The organism is Rahnella sp. 1L-D-7-B-C2 (assembly GCF_057290995.1).
On sequence record NZ_JBXAVQ010000003.1, the window covers coordinates 223,178 to 244,282 of the forward strand.

General features: G+C 50.3%; 31 protein-coding genes and 1 pseudogene. 10 read left to right on the forward strand and 22 right to left on the reverse strand.

Annotated elements, in window-relative coordinates:
* Positions 1 to 6: 6 nt before the first annotated feature.
* From AC0Z7K_RS07275 to AC0Z7K_RS07370, 20 genes are all read right to left on the reverse strand, one after another.
* Positions 7 to 633: a glycoside hydrolase family 19 protein gene (locus AC0Z7K_RS07275; RefSeq protein ID WP_485613623.1), complete on the reverse strand. Its 627-nt coding sequence runs from the start codon at positions 631 to 633 to the stop codon at positions 7 to 9.
* Positions 630 to 917: a phage holin family protein gene (locus AC0Z7K_RS07280; RefSeq protein ID WP_414062220.1), complete on the reverse strand. Its 288-nt coding sequence runs from the start codon at positions 915 to 917 to the stop codon at positions 630 to 632. Before AC0Z7K_RS07280 ends, AC0Z7K_RS07275 begins: the two co-directional genes overlap by 4 nt.
* Complete coding sequence (locus AC0Z7K_RS07285; protein ID WP_485613625.1) at positions 904 to 1,287, reverse strand: phage holin family protein; 384 nt, start codon at positions 1,285 to 1,287, stop codon at positions 904 to 906. Before AC0Z7K_RS07285 ends, AC0Z7K_RS07280 begins: the two co-directional genes overlap by 14 nt.
* An 82-nt stretch (positions 1,288 to 1,369) precedes the next feature.
* Entirely contained in the window at positions 1,370 to 2,425 is a 1,056-nt protein-coding gene (locus AC0Z7K_RS07290; RefSeq protein ID WP_485613626.1) for a DNA-methyltransferase, read from the reverse strand.
* A 291-nt stretch (positions 2,426 to 2,716) separates the two neighbouring features.
* Positions 2,717 to 3,451, reverse strand: coding sequence for a PP2C family protein-serine/threonine phosphatase (locus tag AC0Z7K_RS07295; protein WP_485613628.1), 735 nt, complete (start codon positions 3,449 to 3,451; stop codon positions 2,717 to 2,719).
* Positions 3,448 to 4,227: a protein kinase domain-containing protein gene (locus AC0Z7K_RS07300; RefSeq protein ID WP_485613629.1), complete on the reverse strand. Its 780-nt coding sequence runs from the start codon at positions 4,225 to 4,227 to the stop codon at positions 3,448 to 3,450. Before AC0Z7K_RS07300 ends, AC0Z7K_RS07295 begins: the two co-directional genes overlap by 4 nt.
* Positions 4,228 to 4,476: 249 nt before the next feature.
* Positions 4,477 to 4,875 carry an antiterminator Q family protein gene (locus AC0Z7K_RS07305; protein ID WP_213052698.1) on the reverse strand — a complete coding sequence of 133 codons (399 nt, stop codon included), beginning with the start codon at positions 4,873 to 4,875 and terminating at the stop codon, positions 4,477 to 4,479.
* 16 nt (positions 4,876 to 4,891) lie between these two features.
* Complete coding sequence (locus AC0Z7K_RS07310) at positions 4,892 to 5,905, reverse strand: DUF968 domain-containing protein (protein ID WP_485613631.1); 1,014 nt, start codon at positions 5,903 to 5,905, stop codon at positions 4,892 to 4,894.
* Positions 5,902 to 6,597, reverse strand: a complete 696-nt coding sequence (locus tag AC0Z7K_RS07315) for a phage antirepressor KilAC domain-containing protein (protein ID WP_485613633.1) — start codon at positions 6,595 to 6,597, stop codon at positions 5,902 to 5,904. Before AC0Z7K_RS07315 ends, AC0Z7K_RS07310 begins: the two co-directional genes overlap by 4 nt.
* Positions 6,598 to 6,611: 14 nt before the next feature.
* Positions 6,612 to 6,986 carry a RusA family crossover junction endodeoxyribonuclease gene (locus AC0Z7K_RS07320; protein WP_485613917.1) on the reverse strand — a complete coding sequence of 125 codons (375 nt, stop codon included), beginning with the start codon at positions 6,984 to 6,986 and terminating at the stop codon, positions 6,612 to 6,614.
* Positions 6,986 to 7,450 carry a hypothetical protein gene (locus AC0Z7K_RS07325; RefSeq protein ID WP_414059164.1) on the reverse strand — a complete coding sequence of 155 codons (465 nt, stop codon included), beginning with the start codon at positions 7,448 to 7,450 and terminating at the stop codon, positions 6,986 to 6,988. Before AC0Z7K_RS07325 ends, AC0Z7K_RS07320 begins: the two co-directional genes overlap by 1 nt.
* On the reverse strand, positions 7,443 to 7,604 hold the full coding sequence (locus AC0Z7K_RS07330; protein ID WP_198670041.1) for a hypothetical protein: 162 nt from the start codon (positions 7,602 to 7,604) through the stop codon (positions 7,443 to 7,445). The genes AC0Z7K_RS07325 and AC0Z7K_RS07330 overlap by 8 nt, the downstream gene beginning before the upstream one ends.
* Positions 7,597 to 7,929, reverse strand: coding sequence for a BrxR family helix-turn-helix transcriptional regulator (locus AC0Z7K_RS07335; RefSeq protein WP_485613635.1), 333 nt, complete (start codon positions 7,927 to 7,929; stop codon positions 7,597 to 7,599). Before AC0Z7K_RS07335 ends, AC0Z7K_RS07330 begins: the two co-directional genes overlap by 8 nt.
* Positions 7,926 to 8,468, reverse strand: coding sequence for a phage N-6-adenine-methyltransferase (locus AC0Z7K_RS07340; protein WP_485613637.1), 543 nt, complete (start codon positions 8,466 to 8,468; stop codon positions 7,926 to 7,928). Before AC0Z7K_RS07340 ends, AC0Z7K_RS07335 begins: the two co-directional genes overlap by 4 nt.
* A complete protein-coding gene (locus AC0Z7K_RS07345; RefSeq protein WP_485613639.1) occupies positions 8,465 to 8,764 on the reverse strand; it encodes a hypothetical protein in 300 nt (99 codons plus the stop codon). The genes AC0Z7K_RS07340 and AC0Z7K_RS07345 overlap by 4 nt, the downstream gene beginning before the upstream one ends.
* Entirely contained in the window at positions 8,761 to 9,441 is a 681-nt protein-coding gene (locus tag AC0Z7K_RS07350; RefSeq protein ID WP_485613919.1) for a replication protein P, read from the reverse strand. The genes AC0Z7K_RS07345 and AC0Z7K_RS07350 overlap by 4 nt, the downstream gene beginning before the upstream one ends.
* Before the next feature lie 5 nt (positions 9,442 to 9,446).
* Positions 9,447 to 10,421, reverse strand: coding sequence for a replication protein 15 (locus tag AC0Z7K_RS07355; RefSeq protein WP_485613640.1), 975 nt, complete (start codon positions 10,419 to 10,421; stop codon positions 9,447 to 9,449).
* Entirely contained in the window at positions 10,418 to 10,603 is a 186-nt protein-coding gene (locus AC0Z7K_RS07360) for a DUF4222 domain-containing protein (RefSeq protein ID WP_485613642.1), read from the reverse strand. The genes AC0Z7K_RS07355 and AC0Z7K_RS07360 overlap by 4 nt, the downstream gene beginning before the upstream one ends.
* A 224-nt stretch (positions 10,604 to 10,827) precedes the next feature.
* Positions 10,828 to 11,358: a YmfL family putative regulatory protein gene (locus AC0Z7K_RS07365; RefSeq protein ID WP_485613644.1), complete on the reverse strand. Its 531-nt coding sequence runs from the start codon at positions 11,356 to 11,358 to the stop codon at positions 10,828 to 10,830.
* Positions 11,359 to 11,386: 28 nt separating this feature from the next.
* On the reverse strand, positions 11,387 to 11,629 hold the full coding sequence (locus tag AC0Z7K_RS07370) for a Cro/Cl family transcriptional regulator (protein WP_414059158.1): 243 nt from the start codon (positions 11,627 to 11,629) through the stop codon (positions 11,387 to 11,389).
* A gap of 100 nt (positions 11,630 to 11,729) precedes the next feature.
* Between AC0Z7K_RS07370 and AC0Z7K_RS07375 the strand changes: the two genes are divergently transcribed.
* The 9 genes from AC0Z7K_RS07375 (at position 11,730) to AC0Z7K_RS07415 (ending at position 18,330) form a co-directional block, all read left to right on the forward strand.
* Entirely contained in the window at positions 11,730 to 12,413 is a 684-nt protein-coding gene (locus AC0Z7K_RS07375) for a LexA family protein (RefSeq protein WP_485613646.1), read from the forward strand.
* 43 nt (positions 12,414 to 12,456) lie between these two features.
* Positions 12,457 to 12,828, forward strand: a complete 372-nt coding sequence (locus AC0Z7K_RS07380; protein WP_485613648.1) for a zinc ribbon domain-containing protein — start codon at positions 12,457 to 12,459, stop codon at positions 12,826 to 12,828.
* A gap of 979 nt (positions 12,829 to 13,807) precedes the next feature.
* Entirely contained in the window at positions 13,808 to 14,179 is a 372-nt protein-coding gene (locus tag AC0Z7K_RS07385) for a hypothetical protein (protein ID WP_390976248.1), read from the forward strand.
* 35 nt (positions 14,180 to 14,214) lie between these two features.
* Positions 14,215 to 15,042: a YfdQ family protein gene (locus tag AC0Z7K_RS07390; protein ID WP_414059812.1), complete on the forward strand. Its 828-nt coding sequence runs from the start codon at positions 14,215 to 14,217 to the stop codon at positions 15,040 to 15,042.
* A 189-nt stretch (positions 15,043 to 15,231) separates the two neighbouring features.
* On the forward strand, positions 15,232 to 15,918 hold the full coding sequence (locus AC0Z7K_RS07395) for a morphogenetic protein (protein ID WP_485613649.1): 687 nt from the start codon (positions 15,232 to 15,234) through the stop codon (positions 15,916 to 15,918).
* Entirely contained in the window at positions 15,915 to 16,511 is a 597-nt protein-coding gene (locus tag AC0Z7K_RS07400; RefSeq protein ID WP_485613650.1) for a hypothetical protein, read from the forward strand. The genes AC0Z7K_RS07395 and AC0Z7K_RS07400 overlap by 4 nt, the downstream gene beginning before the upstream one ends.
* A gap of 96 nt (positions 16,512 to 16,607) precedes the next feature.
* Positions 16,608 to 16,937 (forward strand): hypothetical protein, encoded by a 330-nt coding sequence (locus AC0Z7K_RS07405; RefSeq protein ID WP_485613651.1) that lies wholly within the window; start codon positions 16,608 to 16,610, stop codon positions 16,935 to 16,937.
* A gap of 42 nt (positions 16,938 to 16,979) precedes the next feature.
* A complete protein-coding gene (locus AC0Z7K_RS07410) occupies positions 16,980 to 17,222 on the forward strand; it encodes an excisionase (protein WP_414062242.1) in 243 nt (80 codons plus the stop codon).
* Positions 17,206 to 18,330 (forward strand): phage integrase Arm DNA-binding domain-containing protein, encoded by a 1,125-nt coding sequence (locus AC0Z7K_RS07415; RefSeq protein ID WP_485613653.1) that lies wholly within the window; start codon positions 17,206 to 17,208, stop codon positions 18,328 to 18,330. The genes AC0Z7K_RS07410 and AC0Z7K_RS07415 overlap by 17 nt, the downstream gene beginning before the upstream one ends.
* Before the next feature lie 83 nt (positions 18,331 to 18,413).
* On the opposite strand, the pseudogene AC0Z7K_RS07420 reads toward AC0Z7K_RS07415, so the two are convergent.
* Positions 18,414 to 19,055: pseudogene (locus AC0Z7K_RS07420) on the reverse strand (enolase C-terminal domain-like protein); the annotation flags it as partial.
* A 402-nt stretch (positions 19,056 to 19,457) separates the two neighbouring features.
* On the opposite strand from AC0Z7K_RS07420, the gene exoX reads away from it, so the two are divergent.
* Positions 19,458 to 20,120, forward strand: a complete 663-nt coding sequence (gene exoX / locus AC0Z7K_RS07425; RefSeq protein ID WP_413531302.1) for an exodeoxyribonuclease X — start codon at positions 19,458 to 19,460, stop codon at positions 20,118 to 20,120.
* 9 nt (positions 20,121 to 20,129) lie between these two features.
* On the opposite strand, the gene AC0Z7K_RS07430 is transcribed toward exoX, so the two are convergent.
* A complete protein-coding gene (locus AC0Z7K_RS07430) occupies positions 20,130 to 21,068 on the reverse strand; it encodes a LysR family transcriptional regulator (protein ID WP_485613655.1) in 939 nt (312 codons plus the stop codon).
* Positions 21,069 to 21,105: the final 37 nt, after the last annotated feature.

The following is a 21,105-nucleotide window of genomic DNA, read 5'->3' on the forward strand; positions in this document are numbered from 1 at the left end:
TGCCTCTCAGATGCCCAGCGCTTTCTGGGCAATTGCCAGACGAGCCTGCCGGTCGGCCAGACCATTTACGCCACCGTTGATTCGTTTGGTCAGCCCCACAAAGTCGCCGGAGTCGGCAAAGCTGTTGCAGTTATTGGCTTTCCAGAACCAGCCCGCCGACCGCGCCGCGTATTCATCTTTCAGAAGCAAGTCAGGATCGGTGATTAGGTCAATGCCCAGCGCGCGGCCACAGGCCAGATAGTTATCGAGGAACGTGATTTGTTTCAGACCACGTCCACGGAATTTATAACCATCGCCCGCTGCTTTGTTGCCGTACCGGCCACCATAGGCAAGATTGGCAATGGCGCGCTGGCGCTCAACAGGCAGTGGACCTTCACCATTCCGGCGCCCGAGCTGCTCACGCTGTGATGCAGTGAGGCGCGTAAACACCGAAAGCCCGGCGATCGAATAGTTAAATGACTCGACCAGGGTTTTAAAGCCGCCGGACTCATGCCCCACCTGCGCAATGAATGCCGCCTGACGCGCTGGAGTGGAAATATCGAATTCAGCCATCGTGGACACCACATGCGGATACCAGCGCGCGGCTAAGTCGGCGCTCAGAGAAGCCGCCTTGGTAAATTGGTCTTTTGTCATTGTGGATGTCTCAGGACGCTGAATAGTTTGGCGACGTTGCCACCGGTGCGGTATACAGCAACGCAGATGATCGCGTTGATTGCGAAAGCCGCCCAGTGGGTGCTGGTGTAGTGATCGAACATGAATCGGAGCGGTACCGTTGCATATGCCAGGATCAGCAGGTATGCCAGCCATGAAGCCCACGTCCGATGGGTAGCGCCCTTCTTACGGAAGAAGCTGAGGCGAATGACAACCAGGCTGCAAAGCACTACGTTGCCAATCACCAGCGGGTCATTTATTACCACTGTTCCCCCTCCACCGATCAATCAGTGATGTTGGGTTTTTCGCCCTGTTGCTCGCGAAGGTCAGCAACTGAACTGCTATTGCTGCAATGATTAACGCGCCCAGAGCATCCAATGGTTTATCGCTATATCCGAGCCATGAAGATAATTTCGAACCCGTCACGCCAGCCCCGAAAAGCCCCACCATGAAGGACACACAGAAATAAGAGGCCCGGCGAAGAAGAGTAAGGTCAGTGGCTGAGGTGACATAGAACATAGCGCCAGCAAAGGAACCGAAAACTACGCCATAGTCCAGACCGCTAACCCATCCGAATATACTGACGCCAGCAAGTGCCACAGTGGCACCAGCAGCGCCAGACAATGGATCAGACATTGATAAACCCCTTATCGCTGTTATTGTCCTCCACGAATCGAGGGCATAAAAAAGCCCCAGACTATGCCGGGGCTGTAATGTGTTATGAGGTATTCGACTGTTCAGGGAATACTTCTCCCAACGTCTGGTTATACCGTTCCTCTTCAAGTTCCACGCCCAGCGCGAAACGTCCCAGCTTGATTGCCTCTTTTATCGTGGAACCTGATCCCATGAAAAAATCAGCCACTACATCACCCGGTCGACTGCTGGCGTTGATGATGTCTCTCATCATCTCCGCTGGCTTTTCGCATGGGTGTTTTCCGGGATAATAAGGAACTGACTTATACGTCCATACGTCTGTAAACGGTACGAGACTCGTCACTGTGAAAGGTCGTCGCAATCGCTTTAGCTCATCCACCAGATCCGCATAACGTCGGGATAATGAATGATATTCAACTACCAACTGATGGTGAGGAAGTTCCAGCTCTTGCCGCGCATGTTTTTCGCGGGCTACGCGATCAAATAAGCCTTGAAGCGCCAGATAGTCTTTCTCACTGGGTAATTGCCACTGGCTCTCACTGAACCAATGCGAAGCCATTTGCTTACCCGTTGCCTGATGAATTTCTTTAGCACTGATCCCCAACGCTTTGCGGGCATCACTAAAATAATCAACCAGAGGCTTGAGCGTATTTTTGCGCTGCTCCTTGCACTGCGTGGAATAACTTGATGCCTTACCTCTATAAGGCCCGCTGTAATGCTCAGCGAAGAGGATCCGCTCAGTGGCTGGGAAATACGACCTCAAGTCTTCTTTGTGCTGCCTGTTCCACGGCCCTGAAGGTTTGGCCCAGATGATGTGGTTCAGAATCTTGAACCGCTCACGCATCAGCAACTCTGTGTCAGCAGCCAAACGCGAACCGCAAAAGACGTACAGGCTGCCTGATGGTTTTAGTACGCGCCAGAACTCCGCAAACATCTCGTCAAGCCACGCCAGATAAGCTGACTCGTCAGGCCATTGATTGTCCCATTTACATGATTTAACCCTGAAATACGGAGGATCCGTAGCTATCAGGTCAATGCAGTTATCAGGTAAGGTTTTGATGTATTGGAGTGAGTCAGCACAAATAATATTTACACTGTTTAAATTCACAGTATTTTTCATAGATCAGAGACGCCCTTTTTGATAGGCTCCATTTGCTGTGTGCACATCAGCAATGGGCCTAGGTTCGCTCGTGACCAACTAACGGGCGAATGGCGTGCACGATGTTATCAGCATCATGTACGCCGCCCATTCCACAAACAATTAAGCCCTAGCCAATGCAGGGGCATTTTTTTTCAATCGATAATACTCATCGCTGCTGGTGCCCCACAACCGAATTGAGGGCATAAAAAAACCCCGAACTTACCGGGGCTATAGAGTTTTCACATTGATGTATTCAAATCATTTGAGCATTTATATTTGAAATCTGACAGCAACTAATGAATGGTCATCAGTAGCTCCTGCTCTTTGAATACGCTTAAATAGACTTGCTGAGAAATTATTAACATTACTCAATGTGTTGTGTGAAAATCGTGGACGACGTTCCCAAAACTCGTGAGCACCATCAGACATGATAAACAGCGTAATAAAGCCATTTTCATCGATTAATTCTGATGTAGGTATAGTTAGGTATTGATATCGCACAGGCAAAGGTTTAGAAAGTGCTGAAGTCAAAGTGTTTTTACCAGGAAGAGTCTCGAGCTCTTTCTTAGTATAAAGCCCTTCATCTAAAAGCCCTTGATGCTGCGTATGATCTTTTGTAAGAAGGTGAAGTTTACTGCCTTTTTTTATGTATACTCTGGTATCTCCAACATGAATCACATTAAGATTTTCAGAGTTTAAGTAACAATAAGAAAGTGTGGTGGCAGCTTTCAGAAGTTCATGGTTAGATTCGCTAAAATCAGAAATGTTTTCTTTTATAAGGTGGAGTGCAACCTCTGGACGCAACAGTTCCGCTTGGTTAATGCCAGCAAGATGCTTGATTGCTGTTTGGGCCGCTTCCTTTGCCCCCGCGTATGAACCAACTCCATCTGCTATTGCAAAAACATAACCGTCTTCAACAAGTCGAGGCAGCAAAAAAGCGTCCTCGTTATCTCGTCCAGGAAACTTAGGAAGAGAAAAGGCGCCGCAACTCAGCAAAGTAATCATTTCTCACCCCGGCTAATTATAATGTCAATAATATCTATCATTTCTGCGACCGAATCATATCTAGTGCGCGGAGTAAACGCAGCAGATTTATCAATCAAAGCTGGAATACCTTCCACGTGATTAAGATTCATTTCACTTATAATTACACCCAAAGAAAAAATGTCTGATTTCTCAGAATACACCCCTTTCTGAGCCTCATGGGACATATACTTCAGAGTACCGATCCCGATTTCGTTATTCTGGAGCACGTCAGAAAGGAAGGCCGATTGAGCTTCAGACTTGATATTTTTAATTAATCCAAAATCGGAAATCTTGTAAATCCCTTTCTCGTATTTGAGAATGTTTTCTGGTTTCAGATCACGGTGTAATAGATTCTTTTGGTGAAGATATCTAACACCACTCAGCACCATTCTAATAGCGGCTAATTTCTCTTCATCAGATAAAGCACCTGACTCAATCTCTGTTTGCAGGTCAGTTTCAGCCAAATCCATTACAAACCAAGGATTTTCTGTATTCAAATGATGGATGTATATATGAACGATATTATCATGCCTGCACTTGGCTTGGTACTTTACCTCTCGTTCGAACCGTCGCTTCCAGTCATCAATTGTAAACATTTCATTAATCAAAGCTGGATTAACAGAAAGTAATTTTCTCGCATACTCGCCACTCAAGTGACCTGAGGCGCTATATAACTCAATTTTTTGCACTCGCCCAAATGTTCCATGGCCTAGTTCACAGATCGGTTTGACTAAAAAGCTTCCTCTGGATTCCATAATTTGCTCACATTATCTCTAGATGAGCATAAATTTACACCTAATTTAGCAAGATCACCATGTCAATAAGAATCATCTTCATTATTAATTCATGGCTGTAATTGATAATAGTTATTAATAGCAATTGCTAATAAGGATTTTGAAGCCAAAACCCCGCGTTTGCGAGGTTCAGAGATTTTCTAAGCTTTGTGACTACGTGACCACTCTTAACAGGTTACAAGAGTTTTTGCGTAGCGCACTAGAAATATTTTAAGCGACTTTCGCCACCCTTATTTTCTGAGTGTAAGCGTCCATCTCTAGCACCGCGCCGGTCATTGCCAGACAACCATCAACGAACCCTTCTGCGACCTGCAGCTGCTGGCGGATCAAACCTTCACTCACTTTGTACATCTTCGCTATTTTCCGTTTGGACAGACCCATGCGGTAATGCAGCATAATGAGCGTTACCTCTTCCGGTTTACGGACGGCAGCGAGACGCCCTACCGCAGCATCTACAATCAGGCCATCATTATCACAACAGGATTCGACCTTGCTGGATTCAGTGGGCAGTAGACCTTTAAATCCTGCGGCAATAGGTGACCAGTCAACGCCTGAATTATCTTTCGCCCAAACGCCATAACGAGCCAGTACCAGTTGAATATCACGCATTATTCTCTCCACACTCTTATTTTGCTTTGCCGGTAGCGATAACACCCATCGCCAGCGCGCGGTCTAATGTCGTCAGTAACAGGTGTTCCTGTGTACCGTGTTCGGTTTCCCAATCCTGGGTATTCGCATGAAGTGAGTCGTGACACCGTCTGCACAGCGGGATCACGAACAGGTCATGCGCTTTTGTCGCCATTCCACCAAATCCGTTGCCGGTGATGTGGTGCGGATCATCAGACCCGTTACCACAGGCACAACATGGCTGGCGCTTTACCCACTGGGTGTATTTCGTGTTCTCGTACCGGCGGCGCTTCGGGCGCAGTAAGAATGACTCCGGCGTCTCCGGATCGATTGCCAGCGCCAGCACAGGTTTGATGTTGCTCACCAGCGCCTCACGCGGTTCTTTCTCATAAGGGTTGGTGTCGGATTCCTTCAGCTGGGTGCCAGGCGCACGGTATTTCACGCCCAGAGCCTCGCAAATGATTTCCTCCGGCAACCGCTGCGCCAGCCCCTTACTCGTTGCCCACCAGCACAATTCCGGTAAAGTCAGGCGGTGGCCGTCTGGTAGCCGAGACCGCGCGCGGATTGCTTCTGTCACGAATTCAGTGACGTTCGCCAGCGAAGCGGCGTCCAATTTGGCTGATTCTTTGTCGCGGTATTCATTGTCGTGAAACCAGCACAGGGACACCATGCCGCGCGCCCGGCGCACCTGCACCAGCTCATGATGATGATATTGGCCGCCGAAGTCGGTGCACTGACAGCCGCGGTTACGCTTAACCCAAAGCTTCAGCGCATCCCAGCCACCAGCCAGACCAATCACGCGCTCTGACGAAAGAAAGGGCGCGAGACGCGGATCACGCGATAACGGCTGAGCCTCTACCGGTACCAGACCGTCGGGCACGCCGCGCAGGTCTGCTGGCTCGTCGGTGATCAGCAGACGTTTACCGCTAAAGTGCTGCAGCATGTCGCCCGGCGGCCGCAACAGCACGATCCCCAAATCCCTCTGTGGGTATGTCTTTAGTAATACTCTCACGCGGCGTTCTCCTGTTTCTTCCGAAGATATTCAGCCCACAATCCGGCAATCCACTGGATCCCCTTGGGAGTAAAACGAGCCTGACGGAACGCATGCTGATTGGCCGGGTTTGTGCCGGTCTTCATTTCGAACCGACCAGCATCGGTGTGCATGCTGTATGGCGTAAATTGCCCGTCTTGGCGGTATACGATTTTTTCATCAATCATGAACAACCTGAATTCTGGCTCTTTTGCCTTGAGCAGCTTGCAAACAGACCGAAAGCCCATCGAACCTTTGGCAATGACATACTGATCAACGAATTCCACTTTCGGCGCCGCCAGCGCCAGCTGAGATTCAAGAACCTGTTTTTCCTCTGCAAGATCAGCAGCCAGGCGCAGCGCTTCAGGTAGTGACTGCGGAACCTGAGTCTGTTCTTCCAATTTCTGCCAACGGTCAATAACCGCCGCCGTAAACTGCGGAGACAGCTGAGCGACCAAAACCAGAGAATCACGTTTATTGAACCAGTATTCCTGATATTCCTGACCGTTTTGCTCATGCAAATAGGGGGTGTGCGCCAATGGCGCGCTTAAAATTCCACCAACTACAAGCCTTTCAGCTGAGCGCTTCACATCGCTGTGCTTACTCTGCACCAGCGCCGCTATCTCACGGCTCGACATGGTTACTACTTTTCCTGACAGCAAACTATTCGACATAATTACCCCACACGTTAAGCCGGCTGCACACCGGCGGGTTTGAAATCAATGATCCTTACTTCTGCTTTTCCGTCTTGCGTTAAGTCTCCCCATTCAACGGTCATTCTCTTCACCTGGCTGTCGTCTGCCCACACTCCGGCGTGCGTCAGGCTGTCAAACAGCGCCTTTTGGAAGTTATCCAGATCCCGGCGTGCTCGGGTCGGCGGGAACAACACAACATGCACATCGAGCTCGGCAGTTAGCGGCTGCGGCTTACGCTTCAACTGCTCATACACGGCGGCAATCGCGTTTGACCGGTAGACCCGCCCGCGGGCGCTGATCAGCATGCCTTTGCTGGTGGCGCGCCAATAACCGTTAACACTTGGCGGGAATGGCAGGATCAGTTGCATCATGAATTCTCCGCGTCTGTGTAGGTGTCACGGGTGACGGCGGCGACTGGAATACCGGCGGCTATACTCCTGTTGGCGATTTCCATGCTGATTTTTGCCAGTTTTCCTTCGGCGTTTTTAATACGGTTTCGGGTGTTCAGCTCTTCTCGTTTCAGCTTTTCAAGACCATCACGATGATCAACGACTTCCCGCCGCAGGGATTTGAGTTCCCAGTCGATCTTCTGCTCGCCTTCGGCGCGTGCATTAATCCAGTCGAATGCATCCACGACGGCACCGCAGCGCCTACATGTGAGCTGACGGAGGTGCTCATCAACTAAAACATTTACATGGCCGCAACGATAAGGCGCATGCTCTGGCTTATCCGCTTTGACGAGGTTGAGCATTTCTTTGATGTCGGCGTTTGACTCAAAGCGCTTGGTGAAAGCCAGAACGTTTTCACTGTCGTCTTTCGGTTCATCAATCACAATTCACCTCCCCTGCTTTGAGCAGGCTATTCAGCACAGCATCGGCATGATCAAGCGCACTATCGTGATCCGACGGGCAAAGTTCGCCAGTAGGTGATGCAGCCTTGAGATAGCTGCGATAGGCATCAAGCCAGATTTTCTGGAGTTCATTCATGGCTGATGTCCCGAGGTATTGGCATTACGTTTTCTTTAAGCGCCAGATTGGACACGGAAAACACAATGCTGAGGCTTTCAAGGAATTTGACGGCAGGCAAATCCAGAAGCCCTTCAACCGGAATAAAATATTTCCGGCAAAGATAACTGAGATGCTGATGACTGAAATAAACCTGAGAGTTAAGTTTGTTATAAGCACTGAGGTCTTTTGACGCGCAGGCCATGGCCACACCAAAAACATCTATAATTTGAGCTCTGCTGACGTGCCCATGCACTGTGAACATTGCATCAACAAACTGGAGTCTGATTTTTTGGTTCTTAGTCACGCTGCCACCTCCTGCAAATATTCAGCGCCAGCAGTTATCAGCGCTTCACGCGAAACAGTGGTGAACTGGCCGCGCGGTTTGATGAATGGGCGCCAGATAACGAGCATGCTGCCCTTGCTGTTGCCGTTTTTCCCTGGCTTGCCGGTACCGGCATTGATGAAGGACAGGCGCCCATCTGTGATAAAGCGGATCTCGTCGGCAGTGGACAGCGCCAGCGAGAACCAACCTGTTGAGGTATCGGCGGGCAACAGCATTACCACCGGCTGGTGCTGGGCGCGGCATTGCTCGGCGGCCTTCTCCACCCACGGGGTGATCGCGCTGTATGGCGGGTTACACCATATTGCGCCGTAACTTTCCCACTCAGCTGCCAGCGCATCATCGCCTTCAGTCAGGTACCGGGCGCAAAGCGCGTTCTGGTGGTCGGCGGCGGCGTCCAGATAAAAACCAAACTCCAGATCAAGCGCGGTGAATACTTCAACCGGCGTCTGCCAGCGGTCTTTGTGCTCGATCGGTGTAGTGCTCGCAAATTCAGATTTCATACCTGTCCCCTTCCCTGACGTACTGCCCACAAATTACGTTCAAACTCAGCATTGATTTCAGCCGGGGTTTTCACTGTTGCTGATGGAACTACCAGGCTGTACTTGCGCGGATTGTTCAACGTATGAATCAGATGCACGTTAGGACGCTTTCTCAGTGCGATGATTGCGCCGTGCACTGCTGTCTTGTGCGGCGTAACGCCTGTTCTGGCGGTGATCTGGGCTTCAATCTGTGCCGATGTACGCGGGGTGTTATCGCGTTGTAGCTCTTCGAGAACTAACTCTGGGTATGATTTCATAACCAGCCCGCCTGTTTTTTTCGTTGGTATTCGGCATACATCAGTTGCGCTGGTGTCGGGCCAGCTGGTGCTTTAGGTGCGGAAAGCATCACAACTGGTGCCGGGATCTGCTCACCTTTCGCCAAACGTTTTGCCCAGCGGACAAGTTGGCTTTGAACGGATTTGCGAACCTCACCCTCGGTGTAATTGTTCTGCAGCATAAGACGGCGAACATCGGTCACGATCCAGTACATAACGGGCGCTGACCATGGGTAATCAGCTGGTGTGGTGTAGTCGCCGCGGCGCGCGCAGTAACTGTTGAATTCTTCCATTACGTCATCGACAGCTGGCAGGCCAGCACTCTCTGCGGCGCCAGACTTGCACCAGCCAACAAACTTGCCGCAGCTCGGCCAAAAGTCCGTTTCCTGCTGGCGGGCGATGCGCATACCGGCCTTCACCTGATCCAGCGTAGTCACGCCGCTTTCTGCAAATGCCAGGATCCACTGGCGTTTCGCCGCTGCTATATCAGCCGGGGTGCTGAGCGCAGTCTGGCGGGCTGCTGGGAAAATCTGCATCAAGTTCGTGAACAACACGTCGACCAGCTTCTCGGCATCCGCATTCACGACACGCTGAGGCTTCTCATCAGGCATCAACTGCGCCAGCGCACCGGCGTCACGGTTCTGAATTGCCATCATCATTTTATTCACAGGGTGTTCTCCCATGCTTCTGCGCTGTTCCAGTGTCCGCCAGCAGAGGTGTCAGACGGGACGGTAGCGCTAAGTTTGATTGTCAGATCGTCCCACTTCTCGCGGAGTTTCGACGGGCTCAGGATGTTCTTGCACCAGAATGTGTCGCGGTTAGCCCGGCCAAACAGTTCGCAGATTTGTTTGTGGGTCCGGCCATCGGCAGTACACATCAGGCGGACTTCGTTTGCCCACAGGGTCATGTCCGGTTCTTTCGGGCGGGAAATCTCGCCGTCGCATTCAGCAGCCTGCTCGTACATGTGGGAAATTTTCTTCCAAATCCATTCGGCAGCGGTCAGGTCGTCGGCACTGCCCCACTTGCGTTTTTTGGCATTGAACACAACAGCTTCTGGGTGAACAGCTAAAAAACTCTCATCAGAGCTGTCGTCTGACTGCGTAGCAGGCTGACAAGTAGGTTTACTGATCTGTTTGTTATGATCTGTATAAAGAAAAGATTCCGTGACTTCGCGGTTTCCAATCTTCACATCTGCGGAATGAATATCGCGATTCTGCGGAATGGATTCCGTGACTTCGCGATTCCCATTCCGTGACTTCGCGGAATCAGAAAACTCAGGGAAAATACGTTTTATCAGAAGTTCTTCGCTGATACGGTAATGTTTTTGAGGTGTCCCGTTTACCTTTCGCAAAGTTGTTTCAATAACATCTGAGAGGTGCTTTTTAATCAGTTTGTCGACCAATCGGGCGGTCTGGTCTTCACTCAGCTCACCAATTTCTTCGCCCAATTCTTTATGGCTTTTGTAGAACCAGCCTTTTTCAAGCGTTGAGCACCCAGACCAAAAGACCAGCTGATTTAACACTGCAGCAAGTGCATGGCATTGCTGTTCGCCTTTGAAAAAACGTAGGTAAGGCCGCGGGATGACAACCACGTTTTTTTGACCAGATAGAGACTGGACTACATCAAAGATCCGGCTCATTCCGACACCTTCTTAAATTTTGTTCCAAAATCACGACGCGGGCAGAAGCACAGGCCAAACTGATAATCAGGGCGACGGTACAGCACTCTGTGATTTGCCTGATCAACTCCGACCACATGAACCAAACGCCCACGCTTATCCCGACAATCCATCTCAAATGGAACTATCTGTTCGTTTTCCATCGGAACCTCCGGCAATAGCTTTGCTTTCGGCGGTGGCCTGACGAGCGGCGATACCAGCAGCTGTGAAAGCGTTCCAATCGGTAGCAACCACATCATTAGTCTCAACCTTGTGGTTGATGGGCTTACCTGGCTCCCGTACTATTCGGACATACACGAACGGGCACAGTGAGACACATTGGAATTGCACTGTTGGTCGAACGCGGTTTACACTGTTCATGCGTTGATTACTCCACACTGTTTAATTGCGCACCCGACGCCCGAGGCTGCACACTTCGGGCGTCACCCTCTCCAAACAACATCTCTGTCACGACCATAATTTCCGCGACTAAACTCTGAATCCGATAACCCTTGATATACATGCGTTTGCTTTCATCGCGATCCAGCACACCATCAGCGGTAAATTCGTTGTGGGCTTGGGCAAACTGACCGAGCGCCGCAAGCAGCTCGTTAAATTTAATGAGCAGTTCTTCATTTCCCATCTCTGCAACATCCGGGAATTTCACGAAAGTTCCTCCGTTACGCCTGCACATTGTTTCGGTGATGTCTGATCGCCCAGAAATAGATTCCATATCGATAGCCATCCCTAGTGGAACCATCTGGCCGCCAACCTGACGAACTCGGTTACTGAGCGCGTTATGGGTACCGTCGTGCGCCAGCTGCTTTGCCATGGCGCCATAGCCACCTGGGAATGAGGTGACCAGTTTGTGTATTGCTGCTGTTATATCTTCTGGAGTAGGAAAGTTTTTGTTGTCCACAATGCGTTGCCTCTCTCTGTGGTTACGATTAAGCCGCAGGGGCTATAGAATTCAATTCGGGCCAAATTCCCTGCCAGTCATCAGGATGCAGAACCTTACGACTCACAACCCCGTCAGAATTTGTCTCGATCAATACTGATAAAGCGGGCCCTAATTTTTGTTTCTTGCTGATTGCCTTGCGAAGGTATTCAACGGATGTGCTGCATTTAGCAGCAAAGTCACGCTGTTCACCGATGCTCAGGGCGTTGAGATAAATTCTTAGTGTGTCCATGTTTCCTCCTGAGTTAGTACCTCAAAGTATACTTACAAGTAAACTTTAATCAATACTCACAGGTCATTTACCTACGAGTAATTTTTAGTAAGATGCAGGTATGAAAGAAGACAAAAATTCCCAGGTATTTGAGTGCCGCCGACTGAAGTTGAAGGAGTTGGTAGAGCGATTTGAAACGCAGAGAGCCTTTTCTGAGGCTACTGGTATTGATGTGACCGTAATTTCTCGGATGCTCTACCCTGAAGGTAAAGCGGGTAAGAGGAATATCGGAGAAAAGGCTGTACGACAAATAGAGGATGCATTAAAACTAAGTCGGGGCTGGATGGATGGAATTACGCAAGAAAACAACAACGTATCATTTGCAGGCTTTAATGAAACAGCGGGTTGCTATCCTGTAATAAGCTGGGTGAGTGCCGGTGCGTGGTCGGAAGCTGTTGAGCCCTATCATAGGAAAAGCATCGACCGGTGGCTCGAGACAACTGTAGATTGCTCCGAAAACTCCTTTTGGCTTGATGTCAAAGGTGACTCAATGACAGCACCGGCAGGGCTAAGCATACCTGAAGGCATGGTAATTTTAGTTGATCCGGAAGTTGAAGCGACTAATGGGAAGTTGGTTGTTGCAAAACTTGAATCGGACAATGAAGCAACATTTAAAAAATATGTTGTCGATGCGGGCAGAAAGTTTTTGAAAGCACTCAATCCTCACTGGCCAATGACTGAGATTAACGGCAATTGCAAAATCATTGGTGTTGTAGTTGATGCCAAAATTGCAAAGCTACCTTAATCTTACTATCTGATTTTATTATAAAAATAAGGCGATTAAGCTAATGAGCCTACTCTTCATTGCAGCAATTCTTGGATTAATACCTGCATTTATTGCACAAAGTAAGGGTAGATCCTTTGGTGCTTGGTGGCTCTATGGTGCCCTGCTATTTATCGTGGCGATCATTCACGTTTTGGTGATCCCTTCAGATAGCGCCACGTATATAAATTCGTCTGATAGTCGTTCTTGCCCATTTTGCGCTGAGCCAATAAGACGGCAAGCTATCAAATGCAAGCATTGCGGTAGTGAGGTTCTGTCAGCCCCTACATTGCAAGATGAGGGGGATGGTACTCAAATCTCTTGGAGAAGACTTGCAGCACTTGCTTTAGCCATCCTTATAACCGGCCTTATTATTCATGCACTTAGATTAGATTAACCACGCCTATTCAGCCCCGCCGCGTACCTTATTCCATTCCTATTCTCTTGGTATACCTCTAAATCATCTCTTTTAAATTAAATACTCCTACATCCCACATTCCATTAAATAAATAATCAATAAATTCAAATAATTAAAATTTCAATTAGTGAAATTTACTTTGGGGTATTTACTTATCATTTACTTGTAAGTATATTTTTATACGTCAGGGCAGCACAACGTTAAGAGCACTGGTTGTTGAGCGTCTCACTAACAATCAACCTTCTGAACCACAGAATCAGTGCTCTTAACGTTGTGGTGAATGCGCAGGCTGATGCGCGAAACCGAGTGCCGCCCTTTGCCAGGGTATGGAACGGTGGGGACCAAGGCGAACAACCTCCCCGGCAAATGTAGGGATCAGCTCCTACCATCGCAATAGCCCGCCGATGGCTTAAAAATCCCGGGGCGGATGTCTGGCCAAACAATGGCAGTGACTGTGGGAAGTAGACCGCTGACGCCGGGAAAGACCGGCTACGCCAACGAGAGAGTTGGTAAGTTTGCGTGATGACTTACACGTAATGACAGCTGGGAAAGACCAGCACACAACGTAGAGAGCACTGGCGACTGACGGGCCCATAACCCAATCCAATCGTTTGATGCTGCACACTCAATCAGTGCTCTCTACGTTGTGGCACTAAGCATCCTGGTGATGGTCGGGTTCCCTACCCGATTGCTGGTTCGACTCCAGCCGCCACACGCCTAATCACTCTGGAAAAGTGGTAATTGCTGTGTGTAGTTTTATTTAGGCGGTGGCATGACTCTTCAACCTACCCAAGGGGGAGCGAAGATAATGTTCTGATCATGACCACCGCCAATTTTTTCGCAGACATAGACAAGGGTTCGCTGGCCCCACCAGCACACCCAGTGCGCAACCGGTGGCCCTTTTCTATGTGTGTGAGTAATTTCCCGCGGTGTGCGCCGCGATAACGAGGGCATGAAAATGGCTGAAAGTCGTATGACCAACGTCCCGGAGTTTCTCTCCGAACTGGACGCCGGTATTTTCGAAAACAAAATCGCCGCCGCGCTGAATGCCGCAGCTCTGGGCGTTCTTAACAACGGCGGTAAAGGCAAAGTAACCATCGAGATTGATGTTTCCCGCATCAGTAATTCGATGGAAGAAAAACGCGTAATGCTGGCTCACAAACTGAAGTTCTCAGCACCAACGCCGCGCGGGAAAACGTCGGAAGAAGACACCACCGAAACCCCGATGTACGTCGGCAAAGGCGGCAAGTTGTCCATCATGCAGGAAGACCAAGGCCAACTGTTCACAATGGCGGGTGCTGCTGACGGCAAACTCCGCGACGCGCGATAACCATCGCATTAAACCTTCTGAAAAAGGAAATAGTTATGTCTCAAGTTTTAGACGCATCAGCAATCAAAGAAGTCCGCGACATGTCTTTTTCGACGCTGCTGGAAGAGCGTCTTTCCTCTGCTGATTGCCCAGCTGTAGCTCTGCCAGAGTCAGTCCGCATTCATTCTCTCGAAAGCCTGCAGGATGGCCGCTTCCGTTTCCGCGGGAAAATGGAAACCGCCAGCATTCAAGACTTCTGTCGCTACTGTAAACAGTATGCAGGTGCTGGCGTCCGCAGCTTTATCAACGCCGACAACATGGCAGCGGTGACAGTATTCAACCTCGGCACACTGGATATGCCAGGGCACGCAGATAACACCGCTGTACTGAAGCTGAAACGCACTGCCCCATTCCAAGCTTTGCTCAATATCAACGGTGCCAAAAACTCACAGAAAGATCTGGCCGAGTGGCTGGAAGACTGGTCTGAATTCCTGATTGCTTTCACCGCTGACGGCGAAGTGCTGGACATCAAGAAAGCGATCGGCGGCGTTCGTAAGATCACCATCGAAGCATCCAGCTCGGCGGATCATGAAGACAGTGATTTCGGTGCCAAACGGTCAGTAATGGAAAGCGTGGAAGCGAAAAGCAAAGAAGTCATGCCAGCGGCTTTTGAATTTAAGTGCGTGCCGTATGAAGGTCTGGATGATCGCCGCTTCCGCCTTCGTTACAGCGTCTTGACCGGCGGCAATGCTCCGGTGCTGGTTCTGCGCATTGTCCAGCTGGAAACCGAAGAAGAGCATATGGCGACCGAGTTCCGCGAACTGCTCGAAACCAACTTCACCCACGTAGAAGTTGAAACCTTCATCGGTGAATTCAAAGCCTGATAGCGCGGCCTTAAATGCCCTGACCCGCTGGGGCATTTAGTGAATCGTTATTACTGAAATTAAATTGCCATCACTGGCAAGGGATTCGATTACGCCGAAATCAGCAGAGGGGTATTTCATGAAAACTGATATCGCCTTTTTTCTGGCTCTCGGCGTGGTTATGGCAATCACTTATTTGGGAATGCAGATATGAAAGAGCGCCCTATTTTATTCAACGCTGAGATGGTTAAGGCCATTCTCAGCGGTCGCAAGACGCAGACGCGACGTGTTATTAAACTCCCGCTTATCGATAAAGACATGGGTTGTGAGCTCGCGGGAAATGAACTGGCTGGAGAAGTTGCCGCTGGTGATTATCGCAACTGCCCGCTGGGGAAGCCCGGCGATCAGCTTTGGGTACGTGAGACTTGGTCTGATGTGAATAATTCAGGTTGCCCCTCTGTCGCCTACCGGGCAGATGGTGAAGTCCGAGACCTTGGTGAAGAAGATGGCGAAGAGGCCGATCCAAACCTCGAAAAATACAGGTTTGCAACCTGGTATCCAGACCTGATTAATGGCACCGAAGGCCGCTGGCGTCCCTCCATCCACATGCCGCGCTGGGCCAGTCGTATTCAGTTGAAAATATCGAATGTCGGCATTCAGCGTCTTCAGGATATCAGCTCAGGTGATGCTGTCCGCGAGGGTATTTGTCAGCTTCCGGCTTCTGGCCGCTACTGCATCAATCCCGGTGACCAGCATTTCGGTGGTGCAAGCCACAGCGCTAAAGAAGTTTATTCCTGGTTGTGGGAATCGATTTACGGTGAGGGCAGTTGGGGGTCTAACCCGTGGGTCTGGGTGATCGAATTCGAACGTGTAGCGCCAGCAGGGGAACAGCCATGACTGACAAAACTGATATTGCAGCACTGATGCGAGATATGCGAGACCTGGCTGATCGTATTGTCGAATGCCAGGGTGAAAACACAAATGGTGAAGAAATCATTCACCTGTATGACCAATCAGATACCACGTTCAAGGCTCAAAACATTTTACTGGTTCTGAACGCATTCGAAGCAGAACGCCAACGGGCTGATAATGCTAACGACGGCTGGGGAAATGTGATTGCTGAGCGTGACGCAGCAGAGCAAAAGTCCAGAAACTATGAACAGGTCGCGCGCGGTCTGGCGGCAGAAATCGCAGCGCTTAAAGGCGAGCAGGTGCCGGTGGCAGTCGTCGAACCCAATGACAACCTTACAGTTGCTGAAATTCGAGGTGACATTCCCCGTCGCAAAGCCGTTCGTGAACTTTATGAGGGGGCGCTGGTTCTCGGTCAGGAGCTATTCGCCGCCCCGCAAAATCCGGTCGTGTTGTTAGGCAAAGGCTTTAAGCGTGACATCATTGCAGGAATGAGCGCCCCTGAAACTGAATGGTTTAGTCGCAAGGATGTCACAGCTGCAATCGAGGCCGCAGGCGGCATCGTGAAGGATGGTGAGTGATATGGCCCCGCACTGGCTTCAGCAGAGGTTCCAATACTGGAAATACTGGAGGGGTTTTGAACAGGCCTATTACAAAATTAAATTTGAGAGGAAAACATGAAAAAAACTTTGTGGGCTGAAGTTAATTTTCCACCTGACGACTACAAATTTACGGCAGAAGAACTGGAATGCATTATCGCTGGGGACATGTTTACGCAGAGGCAGGATCGCATCATGGCCAGAGAGCTGCTGGCTTTACGCCGGGCGGAAGCGCCAGCCATAACACCTGACTCAGCGCCAGGCTTCATTCTGGATTTGATGGCACAGATTAAAGCGGCCAAGTCACCGGAGGAAGTCCGCGCCATTAAAGCCAATGTCCGTTTTGCTGATCTCGATGTTGCGGTGGACACGTTCGACAAGGCAATCGAAAAACTTTCAAATCTGTAAGCCGGTGTGCAGCCGGCTATAACTAAACGTGTGGAGTAATTTATGGCGAGAACATTAACGTTAGATGAATGGGCTCTCGAAGAGTTCTCAGCGCCAGTACCAAGTCGAGCAACATTGATGAGGTATGCCAAAAACGGAATGATTTACCCTCTTCCCGTTAAGGCTGGGCGATGCTGGCGTGTGGAAGCGTCAGCGCGCTTTATTGGCATGGCCGAGAAGCCCGAGATCAGCAAGGACTTAGATCCACGTTTAATGAGGATTCTCGAAGATGGCTCGTCCACGTAAATACAATGTGAATATTCCCGGACTCTCCTGCTATACCGACGCCAGAACCAAAAAGGTTTACTGGCGTTACAAACATCCGATTACTGGCAAATTTCATGGCTTAGGCGACAACGAAAAGGAAGCTAGAGCTATAGCTATCGATGCAAATATGAAACTGAATGAGCAGAAGATGGCAAATCTTATAAGAGTCAGAAACGATATCAGCAGGGAAACTGATAAAGGTATTACGGCAAACTCTTGGGTAGATAAATATCGAAAAATGCTGAAGGAAAAGGTTAATAACGGAGAAATAAAACCCAAAACTGCTGCCGGGAAAGAACCAGCTCTAAAAGCATTTGTAGAACAGTGCGGCATCAAGCCTTTACCTGAGATTGGCGCGCGCGATATCGCCAGCATTTTAGATATATACATTGAGCAGGGCAAAGGGAGAATGGCACAAATGGTGCGCTCCGTTCTCAGCGATCTGTTCAAAGAAGCTCAGCATATGGGTGAAGTCCCTGTGGGATATAACCCGGCAATTGCTACAAGACAGCCAAGGGCAAAAGTTACCAGGCAACGGCTTTCTCTCGATGAATGGAAAGCCATATATTCGAAGGCATCAGAGCAGCCTGCTTATGTTCGGCGCGGCATGATGATTGCGATACTCACCGGGCAGCGGGTCGGAGATATTGCGGCCATGAAATTCTCAGATATTTGGGATGACAAGCTTCACGTGATCCAGCAAAAGACCGGGGCAAAGGTAGCGATCCCATTATCTATTCGCTGTGACGTTTTAGATATTTGTCTCCGGGACGTGATCGCCGAATGTCGTGATGTCGTCTTGAGTAAATGGATCCTGCATCATCACAGATCACTGAGTAACTGCGAACGCGGTGGCCAGTTGAATCAGGATACTTTATCTCGGGGTTTCGCTAAGGCTAGAGACCAGTCAGGTATTAAATTTGATGCTAATTCTCCCCCAACATTCCATGAGCAACGGTCTTTATGTGAACGCTTATATAGTGCTCAGGGGATAGATACGCAGAGTCTCTTGGGCCACAAAACCAGCCAGATGACAGAAAAATATCACGATGATCGCGGTAAGGAATGGAAGGAAGTGGCGGTTTAATTGTTATGCGGTTTTGCTGAGGAATTTTGCAGGGGTTTTGCAGGAGAGGTATTTTAATCAGAAATAACAGTATTTTACCCTCCTGCGCGGCTGTACCAGTGATAGCCGTCGAGCATCAGTTCGATGTCCGGCCCGACCGCTTCACGCACGGCGGCGCAGGCTTTGATGTCCATTTTCGGGTCCGGCGCGAACGCCACCGGTGGCATCCAGGTGTGCAGTTTTATCGCCTGATAACCGCGCGCCACCAGCTTTTCGGCAAACTGACCAAACTCGTCAGGCGTCGACAGCCCGCCCTTCAGCTCGTCGCCGCACATGGTGCTGCCGTAGGCAGGCACTTTTTCACGGAATCCCCCCAGGAGCTTATGCACTGGCATATTCAGTTTACGGCCCATTAAATCCCACAGCGCCTGCTCGACAAACGACAGCGCACGCTCGGTCAGCTGGTGCGCACTGCCGCGCTGCCAGTGAACCAGATCCTGCCAAAGACGTTCCCGGTCGAACGGATTCTGACCAATCAGTACTTTTCTAAAGAAGGCATTGACCACGTGCGGACGCACTACTTCCGGTGGCGCGAACGAATAACCGCAATCGCCTTCATCGGTGGAGATGGTCAACATCGCCATTTTTGCCAGACTTTCTTCACCCGGATGCGAATGACCCGCGCTGTCTGATACACGACGCGTCGGATAAGTAAAAACAGAAACTTCAACAGAACTTATTTTCACAGCGATACCTGCCATTACTGAGAGAGTGACTGCCCGTCAGGGCGCTCCGGGATTACGGGTTCCGTCCGCTTTGTGAGCGCACTCACACTTCGTTAAAACCGCAATCCAACATTAATAAAATAGCGTTTCATTATCGAAGTTAGCCACTTTATTTGCACATTTCCACGGCTAAAAGCCGAAAATTTCGTCGTATTTTTGGGCATCTGCACGGGGGAATGTGAGCATTTTCACGAAAGCAGGGTGAAGTGTGATCTGTACAGGAAATAGGCGGATTGATTGTGTGGAAATATTCCAGTTACGCGCTGTCAGGAGCCTGGCCTCCCCGGATTGAACTAAAAGGCAAGATAAATTAGGATCGTACTCACTATCTGACGAGCGTCGGATGCCCCTCTGGAGTGAAATATGTTGCGAGTAATTGATACGGAAACCTGTGGATTGCAGGGTGGCGTCGTTGAAGTGGCCTCGGTCGATATTGTGGATGGACAAATCGTCAACCCGATGAGCGATCTGGTACGTCCCGATCGCCCTATCAGCCATCAGGCGATGGCTATTCACAAAATCACTGAGGCGATGGTGGCCGACAAACCCTGGATTGAAGAGGTGATCCCCCGTTACCACGGCAGCCCTTATTATGTGGCCCACAACGCCAGTTTCGACCAGCGTATGCTGCCGGAAATGCCGGGTGACTGGATTTGCACCGTGAAACTGGCGCGTCGCCTGTGGCCGGGGATCAAGTACAGCAACATGGCGTTATACAAATCCCTCAAACTCAATGTAACAACCCCCGCGGAATTGCATCACCACCGCGCGCTGTTTGACTGTTACATCACCGCAGCATTACTGATCCGTATCATGGAGGAATCAGACTGGACGCCGGAAGAAATGGTCGGCATTACCGGGCGTCCTGCGCTGGTCACCACCATGATGTTTGGTAAATACCGGGGTATGAAAATTGAGGAAATCGCCCAGGATGACCCGATGTATTTACGCTGGATGCTAAATAACATCAAAGAGTTAACGCCAGATTTACGGATGACGCTTAAACATTACCTTGATGCCCGGTAGCGTTGATTCTTAATGTTCCTGACCCGACAGCTTCTGCCGGCATACGTTAAGTACCAACTGCCGCAACCAGCGGTGCGCCGGATCCACCTCAGAGCGCGGGTGCCACATCTGCGAGATTGTGATTTCGCGGGTTTTTACCGGCAGATCAAAAATCCAGAGCGTGGCCTGCGCGCCGTTACTTTCGATAACCGGCTGGCTGATGAGGAAAGAAGCCGGAACCAGCGCCACCAAATCCGACGCCTGGGCGATCGCCAGTGCGGCAGAGAAGCCGGGCACGACGGTGGAGATTTTACGTTCTAAGCCGTATTCAGCCAGCGCATCATCCACCGGCCCGCGGATACCATCGCGACGGGACACCACTACATGGCCGCACGCGGCATAGTCGGCAGCGGTAATCTCACCTTTTAGTTCGAGCGGATGGCCTTTTCTGACCACCCCGACAAAGCGGTCACGGAACAGTGTCTGAATACGGATTTCCGGCCCCATATTACTCAGCACGCCTATCTCAAGATCGACCCGTCCTTCCCGCAGATGTGAGGAGCTTTTTTCCGGTTTCGGTGCAAATCGCAGACAGACCCGCGGCGCCACCGCCGCCACTTCGGCGATAAGCGTTGCGCCAAAGGCCAGCACAAAACCGTCGTTAGAGCGCAGGATAAAGGTGCGGTCAAGCATCGGTAAATTGAGTACCGATGCCGAAGGACGCAGCAACGCGCGCGCTTCGTGCGCAGCGTTTTGCGTGCGTTCACGGATCTCTTCGGCGTAAGGCGTCAGCACCATCTGACGCCCTGCCCGCACCAGCAGCGGATCGCCGGTCGTCGTGCGCAGGCGGCTCAGTGTCCGGCTCATGGCCGAGGCGCTCAGGCCTAAACGACGGGCAGCACCCGCCACACTTCCTTCAGCAAGAAGCACGTCCAGCGCAATGAGTAAGTTCAAATCGGGTTCAGTCATACCTCATGATAACTCAGGCTGAAATTCGAGAGAAGGC

Bases quoted from the DNA above. Each gene is read 5' to 3' on its own strand.
- AC0Z7K_RS07415 (WP_485613653.1), top strand. From the start codon at position 17,206: ATGGCTCGTCCACGTAAATACAATGTGAATATTCCCGGACTCTCCTGC.
- AC0Z7K_RS07405 (WP_485613651.1), top strand. From the start codon at position 16,608: ATGAAAAAAACTTTGTGGGCTGAAGTTAATTTTCCACCTGACGACTAC.
- AC0Z7K_RS07305 (WP_213052698.1), bottom strand. From the start codon at position 4,875: ATGCGTGATATTCAACTGGTACTGGCTCGTTATGGCGTTTGGGCGAAA.
- AC0Z7K_RS07285 (WP_485613625.1), bottom strand. From the start codon at position 1,287: ATGTCTGATCCATTGTCTGGCGCTGCTGGTGCCACTGTGGCACTTGCT.
- AC0Z7K_RS07350 (WP_485613919.1), bottom strand. From the start codon at position 9,441: ATGATGATGGCAATTCAGAACCGTGACGCCGGTGCGCTGGCGCAGTTG.
- AC0Z7K_RS07320 (WP_485613917.1), bottom strand. From the start codon at position 6,986: ATGCAACTGATCCTGCCATTCCCGCCAAGTGTTAACGGTTATTGGCGC.
- AC0Z7K_RS07430 (WP_485613655.1), bottom strand. From the start codon at position 21,068: ATGACTGAACCCGATTTGAACTTACTCATTGCGCTGGACGTGCTTCTT.
- AC0Z7K_RS07290 (WP_485613626.1), bottom strand. From the start codon at position 2,425: ATGAAAAATACTGTGAATTTAAACAGTGTAAATATTATTTGTGCTGAC.
- AC0Z7K_RS07395 (WP_485613649.1), top strand. From the start codon at position 15,232: ATGAAAGAGCGCCCTATTTTATTCAACGCTGAGATGGTTAAGGCCATT.
- AC0Z7K_RS07300 (WP_485613629.1), bottom strand. From the start codon at position 4,227: ATGGAATCCAGAGGAAGCTTTTTAGTCAAACCGATCTGTGAACTAGGC.
- AC0Z7K_RS07345 (WP_485613639.1), bottom strand. From the start codon at position 8,764: ATGAAATCATACCCAGAGTTAGTTCTCGAAGAGCTACAACGCGATAAC.
- AC0Z7K_RS07410 (WP_414062242.1), top strand. From the start codon at position 16,980: ATGGCGAGAACATTAACGTTAGATGAATGGGCTCTCGAAGAGTTCTCA.
- AC0Z7K_RS07380 (WP_485613648.1), top strand. From the start codon at position 12,457: ATGAGCCTACTCTTCATTGCAGCAATTCTTGGATTAATACCTGCATTT.
- AC0Z7K_RS07400 (WP_485613650.1), top strand. From the start codon at position 15,915: ATGACTGACAAAACTGATATTGCAGCACTGATGCGAGATATGCGAGAC.
- AC0Z7K_RS07360 (WP_485613642.1), bottom strand. From the start codon at position 10,603: ATGGAAAACGAACAGATAGTTCCATTTGAGATGGATTGTCGGGATAAG.
- AC0Z7K_RS07355 (WP_485613640.1), bottom strand. From the start codon at position 10,421: ATGAGCCGGATCTTTGATGTAGTCCAGTCTCTATCTGGTCAAAAAAAC.
- AC0Z7K_RS07375 (WP_485613646.1), top strand. From the start codon at position 11,730: ATGAAAGAAGACAAAAATTCCCAGGTATTTGAGTGCCGCCGACTGAAG.
- AC0Z7K_RS07275 (WP_485613623.1), bottom strand. From the start codon at position 633: ATGACAAAAGACCAATTTACCAAGGCGGCTTCTCTGAGCGCCGACTTA.
- AC0Z7K_RS07295 (WP_485613628.1), bottom strand. From the start codon at position 3,451: ATGATTACTTTGCTGAGTTGCGGCGCCTTTTCTCTTCCTAAGTTTCCT.
- exoX (WP_413531302.1), top strand. From the start codon at position 19,458: ATGTTGCGAGTAATTGATACGGAAACCTGTGGATTGCAGGGTGGCGTC.
- AC0Z7K_RS07390 (WP_414059812.1), top strand. From the start codon at position 14,215: ATGTCTCAAGTTTTAGACGCATCAGCAATCAAAGAAGTCCGCGACATG.
- AC0Z7K_RS07385 (WP_390976248.1), top strand. From the start codon at position 13,808: ATGGCTGAAAGTCGTATGACCAACGTCCCGGAGTTTCTCTCCGAACTG.
- AC0Z7K_RS07340 (WP_485613637.1), bottom strand. From the start codon at position 8,468: ATGAAATCTGAATTTGCGAGCACTACACCGATCGAGCACAAAGACCGC.
- AC0Z7K_RS07370 (WP_414059158.1), bottom strand. From the start codon at position 11,629: ATGGACACACTAAGAATTTATCTCAACGCCCTGAGCATCGGTGAACAG.
- AC0Z7K_RS07315 (WP_485613633.1), bottom strand. From the start codon at position 6,597: ATGTCGAATAGTTTGCTGTCAGGAAAAGTAGTAACCATGTCGAGCCGT.
- AC0Z7K_RS07330 (WP_198670041.1), bottom strand. From the start codon at position 7,604: ATGAATGAACTCCAGAAAATCTGGCTTGATGCCTATCGCAGCTATCTC.